This window comes from Lysinibacillus xylanilyticus (genome assembly GCF_001183605.1).
Classification (GTDB): Bacteria; Bacillota; Bacilli; order Bacillales_A; family Planococcaceae; genus Lysinibacillus; species Lysinibacillus xylanilyticus.
The window spans coordinates 94,862-106,763 of sequence record NZ_LFXJ01000013.1; the positions used below are offsets into that span (position 1 = coordinate 94,862).

Sequence of the window (11,902 nt, forward strand, 5' to 3'; positions counted from 1 at the left end):
TGATTTCCGTTCCGACTGGGCGCTTTGTTGTTGCTGTCGCTACGCTTTCGCACAGAGCAGAGCTTCCTGGGGGCGTCCGATGAGCCGCTTCGCTTCGCTGCAGGGTCTCGGGCCAACACGATGTTGGTCACGAAGGCGTTATCACAGGACGTGATGGTTTTAGCCTTCGTTCCCCTATCGCTAATCCCCAAGGAGTCGCCCAGCCTCCACTCCAATCAACTTATATACACGGCATCAAAACTGTGGGTGATGAATCCAATAAAGAAGCTACTATTTTTAAATGGTAGCTTTTTATTTATGGTTTTTGGGAGTAGCTAATATCATTTATGATAACGCTTTTTACTACAGCATTATTGCTATGTGAGAGGGAGAGTCTCTTAATTAAATAAGTTGAGTGTGTAGGTCTATAAGTGATAAAATCAAACTTGTGAAATCTACATACTTTTTAAGGGCTTGTCATATAGTGAGGGAGAAGTGACACCAATAATTGTAAAGAAGAATGGAACCCTTTGGTGTCTAGCCACGTCAAAACCTTTAGAAAATTTAATTGAAAGAGAGCATACGGAAAAATGATAGAACTCATCAAGGAGTTAATTAGTTTTATTATGCATATTGATGTGCATTTAGAGGAAATCATTCGCGAATTTGGTAATTTCAGTTATTTCGTTTTATTTGCAATTGTTTTTGTTGAAACAGGTGTCGTAATTTTCCCATTCCTGCCAGGGGATTCATTGCTTTTTGCAAGTGGTACATTAGCAGCAGCAATGGGCGCATTTAATATGTGGATATTAATTCCTGTGTTTTTAGCGGCTGCAATTTTAGGGGATACGATGAACTATCATATTGGTCATAAAGTTGGGACATCTATTCCACCAAAAAGCTTTCTTGGTAGAGTCGTAAAAAAAGAACGTATGGAAGCAGCTGAAAAGTTCTTTAATAAACACGGTGGAAAAACGATTGTCATCGCGCGTTTTATGCCTTTCATCCGCACATTCATACCATTTGTTGCAGGGGCTAGTAAAATGAAGTATGGCTACTTCATTATGTATAATGTTTTAGGTGCAGTGTTATGGGTATTCAGCTGTACATTATTAGGTTATTTCTTTGGTAATATTCCAATTATTAAAGATAACTTCTCAACGGTTCTTATATTAATTATCTTAATTTCAGTTGTACCAGCTGTAATTGGTGCTATTAAAGCAAAAGCAAGTGGAAAATAAAAGGACGGTCCAAAAGTGATAAAAGATCACTTAGGACTGTCCTTGTTTTTTGGCTCATCATCATAACGTCAATTATCATATATATTGCAACACGATATTTTCTGAATGTCATACCTAAACTTCGATGATCATCCATTTTATCTATTCTATATATTGTACAAGACCTTGTGAATCTTCAAGAACCGTACTTCATGAGGCCGGATGATACCTAGGGAATAACGTCATAAAAAGCGATGATCCATCACCTTGTAATGAATGTTAGAAGACTTTTAGACAGTTACTTGAATGGTAAGCAGAGAATAATGAAAGGTGCTATAATATTAATTACTAGAATATGGTGAAATGGGGGGCAACGAAATGGAAGTATTTATCGGCAGACAGCCTATTTTTAACCTTCATGAACAAATCGTTGCGTATGAATTATTATATCGTAGCAAAAACGTGAATTCTTTTCCGATGGTTGATTCAGATGCTGCGACAATCGATGTATTAGTAAACTCATTTCTTTCAATTGGCATTGAAGAGGTAACTAAAGGTAAACCTAGTTTTGTTAATTTTACAGAAAATTTACTTATGAGTCCTATAAATGAATTTTTAGATCCATCGCAAGTTGTTATTGAGATTTTAGAGGACGTTCCTATTACAACTCAGTTGGTCGGGAGAGTCATTGAACTGAAATCATATGGGTTTAAAATTGCATTAGATGATTTTATTTTGGATGATGAGGTACAAGTTTATGATGAGTTATTTCCTTATGTCGATTTTATAAAAGTGGACTTTTTAATATCACCATTACTGGAGCGCATGGAAATTGAAAATAAAGTGAAAGAAAATTTCCCTCACATAAAATTGCTAGCTGAGAAGGTTGAAACACGAAATCAATTTGAAGTGGCAAAGCATTCTGGCTATGAATTATTTCAAGGCTATTTTTTTGAACAACCTCAAATTATTACAGCTACCGATATACCTGCTAATACTATTCAATATTTATATATTATTACGCTATTAAAAGAAGAGGAACCTAATATACAATTATTAGCTGAAAATATAGAGCGTGATATTTCTTTAACGTATAAATTATTGCAAATGGTTAATAATTCAGAACTGCGGTCTAAATCCAAGGTTCGTTCGATAAAACAAGCGATTATATTACTCGGCGTTTCAAATTTACGAAAGTGGATTTATTTATTGGCGATGCGAGAAATAGATAGAAATGCTGAGAATGATCTTTTTAAAGAAGTCATGCGTACTTCTTTATTTAGAGCAAAAGTATGTGAGAAATTAGCCAAGCTTTCCTATAAGAAAAACTTCTCTGAATATTTTTTAGTCGGAATGTTTTCGTTGATAGACACGTTGTTGCAAAGACCGATGAATGTTATTTTGCAGCAGCTACCTTTTTCAGAAGACATAACAGAAACGATTTTAGGTAATCCTACTGAAATGACACCTTTTCTGGAATTCAGTATTGCATTAGGTAAGTTAGATTGGTCTACTTTAGAAAATTTAGCTCCTCAGTTCAATATTGATTTCACAAAAATCGATCTTTTATACAATGAAGCAATGGAGTGGGCAGAAAAATCTTTATAAACAAGAATTTGATCCAAAATGACTCGTTGTGGAAATTGCAGTTAAGTATAAATTTTAGTGAAAAGTCAAAAATAAGCTATCTTAAAATTCTTTTTAAGGTAGCTTATTTTTTATGTTTTATACATTATTGGGCTCATCATTTATAGTAGAGGAAGACATTTATTGAAACTTATGAAATGTGTATAGTTGATTGGAGTGGAGACTGGTCGACTCCTTGGGGACCAGCGAATAGAGGAACGAAGGCTAAAACCATCACGTCCTGTAATAACGCCTTCGTGACCAACATCCTGCTGGCCCAAGCGGCTCATCGGACGCCCCCAGGAAGCTCTGCTCTGTGCGAAAGCGAAGCGACAGCGGCAAATGTTTTATCTGCGCGAAAGCGAAGCGACAGCGGCAAATGTTTTCTGTAGCGAAAGCAAAGCGACAGCTACAAATGTTTTATCTGTGCGAAAGCGTAGCGACAGCAACAACAAAGCGCCCAGTCGGAACGGAAATCAACCACACGTTTGATGATGAACAAAAATATAAAAATACATATTCCCTTCATCAAGACGAAGTTCTCAATGCGAAAACTATTTGCTATAATCATCTCGTCTTTAAAAAATTCTGATAGTTGAAGTGGACGTGGGGGAAATGAATCAAATTCATGATGTAAGGGAAAGCATTATGGAGTATGTGTACGTCGTAGTAGGAGCGGCAATTATTGCTATTGGCTTCAATGTATTTTTACTGCCAAATCAAGTAGCTTCTGGCGGAGTAAGCGGGATTAGTACAATTTTGCACGGTTTATTTGGATGGAATCCTGGTTTTGTACAGTATGCATTCAATATTCCATTATTTATCGCGGGTGTATTATTACTTGGGAAAAAGTTTGGGATAAAATCGTTTATTGGAACAGTAACATTACCGTTAATTGTATTACTAACGAACAGTTGGGGGCCTTGGACAGATAATCCTTTACTAGGTGCACTTTTTGGGGGAATTGTGGTCGGTTTAGGAATAGGACTTGTCTTTAAGGGGAATGCTTCTACTGGTGGCACTGATTTACTAGCGCAAATAATTACGAAGTATACCGGAATATCGTTAGGTACAAGTGTACTTTTAATTGATGGGATTATCGCGATTAGTGCAGCAATTGTTTTTGACTTAGAGAAAGGTTTGTATGCCCTAATTGGACTTTATGTCACTACAAAAACGATAGATATTATTCAGCTCGGTTTCAGTCAGTCTAAAATGGTTTATATTATTACGATGAAACAAGATGAAGTACGTGATGCCATTTATGCCGAGATCGAACGTGGAGTGACAAAGTTGCCTGCTATAGGTGGCTATACAGGGGAAGCGCGACCAGTACTTATGGTTGTCGTTTACCAAACAGAATTCACAAAGCTGAAACAACTCATTAAAAGCGTTGACCCATCAGCGTTTGTGATCGTTTCTAATGCTTATGAGGTGTTAGGAGAAGGTTTCAAACGTGCATAATTTTGGTATAATGTCGTGGAAAGATACTTATTTACTTTGAGGAGGGGCCCTAATGAAAAAGGCAATGTTAACATTAGCGATTGGTTCAGCAATCTTCTTAGCTGCTTGTGGCGGAAGTAAAACGGCAACAAATGAAGGTACAAAAACTGCTGCTCCAGATGGCGAAACAATTGCTATGAAATCTTGTATTTCTTGCCACGGTGGCGAATTACAAGGGGCAGGAAATGCACCAGCAATTAATAATGTAGGCTCTCGTTTATCAGAAGCTGAAATTTTGGATGTTATTAAAAATGGTAAAAATGGAATGCCTCCAAATGTTGTTAAAGGTGCAGATGCAGAAGCAGTTGCCAAATGGTTAGCTACTCAAAAATAAAGCGATAATGAAACTAGCGGGCTGGAGAACCGCTAGTTTTTTATATTTTGTAGAATTTTTAGTTAGGGCAGACAGAGTGTAAATACATTTCTTTTATACATAGACATGCTAAAATAAGGTGAAACTGCAATCATTATGCTGATTGTTAGTTACTTAGGACAAAACATATTCAAATCCTTTGAATGGAGGCTACTAAACATTGGTCGTAGTATTAACAAGAGACGTTATGGAGAAATTTAAGTTAGAACTATTAGCTGGTGAGGAAGGAATAGGAAGAACGATTGTTACTAGTGATATTTCAAGACCAGGGCTCGAGATGGCGGGGTATTTTACGCATTATCCTGCAAATCGGGTACAATTGCTAGGAAAAACAGAACTTTCTTTTTTTGAAATGCTGCCTGCAGATGTGAAATTGGAGCGCATGCGTCTTCTATGTTCACAGGATACACCAGCTATTATTATTTCTCGTGATTTAGAGGTACCTAAGGAACTTATTCAGGCGTCCAATGAAAAACATGTACCTGTATTTAAAACACACATGACAACAACGAAATTTTCGAGTAGGCTAACAAACTATTTAGAAGGTCGCTTAGCACCAATGACTGCTGCGCATGGAGTTTTAGTTGATGTATACGGCATCGGCGTACTGATTATCGGAAAAAGTGGTGTAGGGAAAAGTGAAACAGCACTTGAGCTTGTCAAGAAGGGGCACCGCTTAGTAGCTGATGATTGTGTAGAGATCCGTCAAGAATCAGAGAATTTTCTAATTGGGAGTCCGCCTCCTCTTTTAGAACATTTACTCGAAATTCGAGGCATTGGTATTATCGATATAATGACACTCTTTGGAGCAAGTGCGGTACGGCCGTACAAACGTATTACATTAATTATCGAATTGGAAATATGGGATCCTGAAAAAGTATATGATCGTCTAGGTTTAGAGGAAGAAAAAATGAAAATCATTGATACGGAATTAACAAAGCTAACGATTCCTGTAAGACCTGGACGTAATGTGTCTGTTATTATTGAAGTAGCAGCAATGAACTATCGTTTGAAAAAAATGGGTGTAAATGCAGCCGAGGAGTTTTCTAGACGATTAGATGAGGTAATCTCATCAACGGACGAGTTGGATGATTAATTGTTTTTACTTATTTCAGCTACATAGTCTCCCACCTCTATATGTGGATGAGATGAACGTGGGTTTAAGTTGCTTTTCAGTGGGTGTATATACATCCGCTGAAATAGAGGAACTCAGTCTAAGAACGCCACGTCCTGTGGCAACGACTGAGTGACCAACATCATGCTGCTGCCGCTGCGTTAGCACTACGCTTTCGCGCAAAAAAACATTTGTTGGCCTAAAGCCTCCGGCCTATGTCACGGAGGTCGGAAAGGAGTTCTTAGAGGATGTTAGCCTAAAACCATCGCATCCATGCGATAACGGCTAACTGACCTGCATCGGTAAAGACGCCACGTCCTGTGGCATTACCGAAATGACCGACATCGTGTCGGCCCTCGTGCAGGCCTAAGCACAAAGCCGATTCCGGACGCAATTATGCCGAGGCATAATTGATTAGGATTCATTTGCAAATGCAATGAATTGATTATGAGAGGAGCATAAGATGGACTTGTTATTATTAGAAATTAATCCGATTGCTTTCCATTTAGGACCTATCGAAGTTCGTTGGTATGGGTTACTAATCGTATCGGGTATTATTTTAGCGTATATTGTTGGACAAAGAGAGGCTGTTAAGAGAGGATTACCAGAGGATTTTCTTGCAGATCTATTACTATGGGCTGTTCCTATTTCCATAATATGTGCACGTATTTACTATGTAACGATGCGTTGGGATTATTATAGTGAAAATCCAGGAAAGATTATTGAAATTTGGAATGGTGGTATCGCAATTCACGGTGCTCTTATTGGCGCCTTTTTGACAGCTTACATATTCACTCGTAGAAGAAATATAAGCTTTTTACGAGTTGCGGATATTGCGGCACCGAGTATTTTAATTGGACAAATAATTGGCCGATGGGGAAATTTTATGAACCAGGAGGCTTATGGTGGTCCAGTATCACGTGAGTTTTTAGAACATCTAATGCTGCCGGATTGGATTATTAATCAAATGTATGTTGAAGAATTAGGAACATACGTACATCCTACTTTTTTATATGAATCCGTTTGGAACTTTATTGGGCTAATTATTTTATTAGTTTTACGCAAAGTAAATTTAAATCGTGGCGAAATGTTCTTCGGCTATATAATTTGGTATTCAATCGGTCGCTTCTATATAGAAGGCATGCGTACAGATAGCCTTTATTTAGTAGGAGATTTACGCTCGGCTCAGGTTGTTTCAATAATAGGTATTGTTGTGGGTCTTGGTGCGATTATTTATAGACGCATAAAAGTAAAACCTGCAGTAAAGTATTTAGATGATAAATAAGGGGTGCAAAGCATGACTGTAAAGGCATTACTATTTGATTTTGATGGTACATTACTCAATACAAATGATTTAATCATTCAAACTTTTATGCATGTTTTAAATGAGCGATTTCCCGGGCAATATTCGCCAAAAGATTGCCTGAAATTCCTCGGGCCGTCCTTAAAACAGACATTTAGTGACATTGCTCCTGGTGAAGAGGATGTAATGATGGCTAAATATCGTGAATATAATGAATTACATCACGATGAGCTTGTCACTCAATATCCTGATGTTGTATCAACTTTAGAGCAATTAAAGGATATGGGGATCAAATTAGCGATTGTCTCTACAAAGCGTAATGGGATGATAGACCGTGGTCTATCTGTACTTGGTGCAAGTCATTTATTTGACATCCGTATTGGCACGGATGATGTAAAAAATGTAAAGCCTGATCCAGAGCCAGTTTTGCTTGCGCTTGAACGCCTTGGTGTAAACAAGGAAGAGGCCATTATGATTGGCGACAATTCTCACGATATTGAGGCAGGGCACAACGCTGGAGTTAGAGCAGCTGGTGTCGCCTGGGCTTTTAAAGGTGAGGAATACTTACAGCAATTCAAGCCGGAATATATATTGCATCATATGACGGATTTATTTGAAATTGTGAAAGCGGGGTAAGTAAATGGCACGTAAAACAGAACGCTACCGTGTCGAAGGAGCAAACTCGCTTTGGAATATTTATGATACGGTGTCCTTTTGGAAGGTGATAAAGTGTTTCGTTGTCATTCAAATTGGACGCTTCACACCATTTTTACGTGTAAAAAACTGGTTGTATCGAACTTTATTAAAAATGGAGATTGGTGAACAAACTTCCATAGCTTTAATGGTTATGCCAGATACAATGTTTCCAGAACGCATTCATATCGGTGACAATACTGTTATAGGCTTCAATACGACTATTTTGGCGCATGAATATTTAATAGAGGAATATCGTCTGGGAGATGTTCATATTGGCAATGAAGTAATGGTTGGTGCCAATTCAACAATACTGCCTGGTGTTACGATAGGTGACGGTGCGATAGTTTCTGCTGCAACCCTTGTGCATAAGGATGTGCCAGCTGGCTGTCTAGCAGGCGGTAACCCTATGCAAATTATTTATACAGCTGAACAAATGGCGGAGCGCAAACGCAATGAAGTAGTAGAATGGTGCACGCCCAAAAAATAATAATGCCTACACTGTGCATGCTTTACTGTGCACAGTGTTTTTTTGGCGGAAATAATCGTAACAATGAAATTAAAGTATGACTCTCCGGCCAAACGAGGGGGTGACATGACATACGTTTTAACAAAATGACACCCAACTTTTTAGTTTTATCACCCAACTTTTGAAATTTATCAACTAACTTTCGCATTTTATCACCCAACTTCTGAAATTTATCAACTAACTTTCGCGTTTTATCACTCAACTTCCGAAATTTATCGACATCCACCTTCCAAAGAGTAAAAAAAGATTCACATAACTTGCTATGCCGAATAAAGTTTCAATTTATTTATTTTCAAGTATAATTAACAGAATAATCAGTGTTTAAATTATTTGATAATTCAAGTGTAGTTGCATTGACTAGCAAGAAGAAATAAGTTAGAATACTTTCATAATCTAATTCTCTAACACTCTAGTGAGTTAAAGTGAAACGTGAGGAAGTGTCAGGATGTCGTCGATTAAAATGTTTGAGAAACCACTTGGAATGCGCGATACATTTCCGCAAATTTTTGAAAAGGTAGAGGCTGTAAGAAATACAGGGCGAGATTTTTTATGTAGAAGAGGCTATGAATTTATTAAAACGCCTGCAGTTGAGTATTTTGATACAGTCGGTAAAGCATCAGCGATAGCCAATACGCATTTATTTAAATTAGTAGATGGCCAGGGCAACACGTTAGTACTACGACCTGATATGACAACACCGATTGCACGTATAGCAACATCAAAATTATTAAAAGAAATGATTCCAATACGCCTTGCTTATTTTGCTAGTGTCTTCCGCGCACAGGAAGCGGAGGGTGGACGCCCAGCAGAATTTGATCAGATGGGAATCGAATTAATTGGAGACAATTCTGTATTTGCTGATGCTGAGGTTATTGTTACGGCAATGGAGTTATTAAAGCAATTTGGCTTAGCGAAATTTAAAGTGACGATCGGTCATGCAGGTATATTAAATTGTATTTTACAAGATTACACAGAAAGCATCGAACAACAAAATATACTTCGGACATTACTTGTGCAACGCAATTATGTAGGGTTTGAAGAAGCGGTAGAATCATTTGATTTACCAAAAACAAAATCCGATGCATTATTGCAATTTATTGAAGAAGCTATGAATTTAAATGAAATTCAAGATATTGAGAAATATGTGCGGAAAAATGACGCATTAGAATATATGCAACAGCTCGCTAAATTGCTTGAAATTGCAGGCTTAGCGGATTATGTAGCCTTTGATTTTACACTTTCAAGTCACATGAGCTATTACACAGGCATGTTATTTGAAGTGTTTGCAACCGGCAGTGGTTTTCCATTAGGCAATGGGGGACGCTATGACGGGTTGCTGGAGGTATTTGGCTCAAAAGTAGGTGCTACAGGATTTAGTATTCGTGTTGATCGCCTATTAGAAACACTTAATGGGCAATCGGATGTGCGACAAGAAGCTACAGTCGTGTTGTTTGAGGAAGAACAATTTGAAGCGGCTCTTGCAGAGGTACAGACGCTACGAGCAGCTGGTAAACAGGCTACCTTACAGTTAAGGAGTAGTCTTGTCGATGAAGCCGCTTTTTTAGCACATTTTACAGAAGTAGTTATTGTGGGACAGGAGGACGTTGACGGTGAATGAATTAACGATTGCTATGCCGAAGGGACGCATTTTTGACGAGGCATATCAGATGCTTTTAGAAGCTGGCTTTAATTTACCAGAAGAAGTCGAAATGTCCCGTAAATTAATGCTTGAAATTCCGGAAGAGAAAATTCGTTTTATATTATCAAAGCCAATGGATGTACCTGTTTATGTTGAGCACGGTGTAGCGGATATTGGTATTGCAGGTAAGGATGTTTTGCTAGAACAGCAACGAGAAGTGCATGAACTACTGGATTTAAAAATAAGTACTTGCTATATCGCATCAGCAGGCTTACCTAATACGACAATGAATGAAATTGCACCAAGAATAGCGACAAAATATCCTAATATTGCAATGAAATACTATAAGGGTATTGGAGAGCAGGTTGAAATTATTGAACTAAATGGATCGATTGAATTGGCGCCCATGATTGGCTTAGCAGATCGAATTGTCGATATTGTTTCAACAGGACGGACACTGAAAGAAAATGGCTTAGTGGAGTATGAATTTATTACAGACGTATCATCACGATTAATTGCCAACCCAGTAAGTTATCGCATGAAGAGTGACCGTATTATCGATCTTGTGAAACGTTTAAAAAAATGTGTTAAATAAAAAAGTCCTATTGGAAGAGGCTCATTCCTAGATTTAAAGGAGATTAATCCTATGAAAATAACAAAGCTAGAAAAAGGTATTTCCTTAAAGAGACCACTTGAAGGTGGAAATGAAGAACAGTTAAAGGTTGTGCGTCAAGTATTGGCAGACGTTCGTGCACAAGGTGACGCAGCTATACGTTTTTATACAGAAAAATGGGATGGCTTTGCCCCTGATCATTTACGCGTAACGAAGGAAGAAATCGAAGAGAGCGTAAATTTAATTGATCAACAGCTTTATGATGATTTAACAGAAGCTGCTCAAAATATTCGCTTGTATCATGAACAGCAAAAGCGTTCAGGTTATCGCTTAGATCTTAAGGATGGCTCTTGGCTTGGTCAACGAATTACTGCGCTCGATGCAGTAGGTCTTTATGTTCCTGGTGGTACAGCAGCGTACCCATCTTCGGTCTTGATGAACGTTATTCCTGCACAAGTAGCTGGTGTCAAACGCATTGTTATTACATCTCCAGCAGGTCGAGATGGAAAGTTACCTCCAGGTGTACTTGCTGCAGCGCGCATTTTAGGAGTAGAGGAAATATATAAAATCGGTGGAGCTCAGGCGATTGCGGCTCTTGCATATGGGACAGAGACGCTTTCTCCAGTTGATAAAATTACAGGTCCAGGAAATATCTTTGTAGCATTAGCAAAACGTGAGGTATTTGGTGAGGTTGCGATTGATATGATTGCAGGCCCAAGTGAAATTGCAGTATTAGCAGACGACACAGCATTTGCTGATGAAATCGCGGCTGATCTTCTATCACAGGCTGAGCACGATAAGTTGGCTTGTGCCATTTTAATAACGACTTCTGAGCAATTGGCTAAAAAAGTAGCTGATGAAGTGGAGAAGCAATTAACGACTTTACCGCGTGAAAAGGTAGCACGTGCATCTATAGAAAATTTTGGTGCTATTTATGTGGCTGAAACGATGGCGGATGCCGTAGATGCAATTAATTCGCTAGCTCCTGAACATTTAGAAATTGTCACAAAAAACGCTGAGGTTGTAGCTGAACAAGTACGACATGCAGGTGGTATTTTCATCGGTCGTTATAGCTCTGAACCAGTTGGTGATTACTTTGCAGGGACAAATCATGTGCTACCAACGAATAGCACTGCACGCTTTGCAAGTGGTTTAAACGTCGATGATTTTGTGAAAAAATCGAGTGTTGTCTTTTATAGTGAAAAGACTTGGGCAGAAAACGCACCGAAAATTGCACGTCTAGCACGTATGGAAGGCTTAGAGGGCCATGCGCGTGCAGTCGAATCGCGTGGATGGGAAAAGGAGTAGCA

Annotated in this window: 13 protein-coding genes; 12 read left to right on the forward strand and 1 reads right to left on the reverse strand. The window is 38.4% G+C overall.

Annotation, left to right across the window (positions count from 1 at the left end; all coding sequences use genetic code 11):
- Positions 1 to 572 precede the first annotated feature (572 nt).
- Together ACZ11_RS23455 and ACZ11_RS23460 are read left to right on the forward strand one after the other, a co-directional pair.
- Positions 573 to 1,220: a VTT domain-containing protein gene (locus ACZ11_RS23455; protein ID WP_236690940.1), complete on the forward strand. Its 648-nt coding sequence runs from the start codon at positions 573 to 575 to the stop codon at positions 1,218 to 1,220.
- Positions 1,221 to 1,577: 357 nt separating this feature from the next.
- Positions 1,578 to 2,807: an EAL and HDOD domain-containing protein gene (locus ACZ11_RS23460; RefSeq protein WP_049668957.1), complete on the forward strand. Its 1,230-nt coding sequence runs from the start codon at positions 1,578 to 1,580 to the stop codon at positions 2,805 to 2,807.
- A 140-nt stretch (positions 2,808 to 2,947) separates the two neighbouring features.
- On the opposite strand, the gene ACZ11_RS26755 is transcribed toward ACZ11_RS23460, so the two are convergent.
- Positions 2,948 to 3,115, reverse strand: a complete 168-nt coding sequence (locus ACZ11_RS26755) for a hypothetical protein (protein ID WP_169776095.1) — start codon at positions 3,113 to 3,115, stop codon at positions 2,948 to 2,950.
- Positions 3,116 to 3,141: 26 nt separating this feature from the next.
- Between ACZ11_RS26755 and ACZ11_RS23465 the strand changes: the two genes are divergently transcribed.
- From ACZ11_RS23465 to hisD, 10 genes are all read left to right on the forward strand, one after another.
- Positions 3,142 to 3,417: a hypothetical protein gene (locus tag ACZ11_RS23465; protein WP_049668958.1), complete on the forward strand. Its 276-nt coding sequence runs from the start codon at positions 3,142 to 3,144 to the stop codon at positions 3,415 to 3,417.
- A 23-nt stretch (positions 3,418 to 3,440) separates the two neighbouring features.
- Entirely contained in the window at positions 3,441 to 4,289 is an 849-nt protein-coding gene (locus tag ACZ11_RS23470) for a YitT family protein (protein ID WP_049668959.1), read from the forward strand.
- Positions 4,290 to 4,341: 52 nt separating this feature from the next.
- A complete protein-coding gene (gene cccB, locus ACZ11_RS23475; protein WP_049668960.1) occupies positions 4,342 to 4,662 on the forward strand; it encodes a cytochrome c551 in 321 nt (106 codons plus the stop codon).
- Between the two features lie 199 nt (positions 4,663 to 4,861).
- The gene (hprK, locus tag ACZ11_RS23480) at positions 4,862 to 5,797 is read left to right on the forward strand and encodes an HPr(Ser) kinase/phosphatase (RefSeq protein ID WP_049668961.1); all 936 of its coding nucleotides are present in this window, start codon (positions 4,862 to 4,864) and stop codon (positions 5,795 to 5,797) included.
- Between the two features lie 481 nt (positions 5,798 to 6,278).
- Positions 6,279 to 7,100, forward strand: a complete 822-nt coding sequence (gene lgt / locus ACZ11_RS23485; RefSeq protein WP_049668962.1) for a prolipoprotein diacylglyceryl transferase — start codon at positions 6,279 to 6,281, stop codon at positions 7,098 to 7,100.
- A 12-nt stretch (positions 7,101 to 7,112) separates the two neighbouring features.
- Entirely contained in the window at positions 7,113 to 7,754 is a 642-nt protein-coding gene (gene ppaX, locus ACZ11_RS23490) for a pyrophosphatase PpaX (RefSeq protein ID WP_049668963.1), read from the forward strand.
- 4 nt (positions 7,755 to 7,758) lie between these two features.
- Positions 7,759 to 8,301 (forward strand): acyltransferase, encoded by a 543-nt coding sequence (locus ACZ11_RS23495; protein WP_049668964.1) that lies wholly within the window; start codon positions 7,759 to 7,761, stop codon positions 8,299 to 8,301.
- Between the two features lie 484 nt (positions 8,302 to 8,785).
- A complete protein-coding gene (locus ACZ11_RS23505) occupies positions 8,786 to 9,958 on the forward strand; it encodes an ATP phosphoribosyltransferase regulatory subunit (protein WP_049668966.1) in 1,173 nt (390 codons plus the stop codon).
- Entirely contained in the window at positions 9,951 to 10,574 is a 624-nt protein-coding gene (gene hisG / locus ACZ11_RS23510) for an ATP phosphoribosyltransferase (protein WP_049668967.1), read from the forward strand. The genes ACZ11_RS23505 and hisG overlap by 8 nt, the downstream gene beginning before the upstream one ends.
- 51 nt (positions 10,575 to 10,625) lie before the next feature.
- Positions 10,626 to 11,900 (forward strand): histidinol dehydrogenase, encoded by a 1,275-nt coding sequence (hisD, locus tag ACZ11_RS23515; RefSeq protein WP_049668968.1) that lies wholly within the window; start codon positions 10,626 to 10,628, stop codon positions 11,898 to 11,900.
- Positions 11,901 to 11,902: the final 2 nt, after the last annotated feature.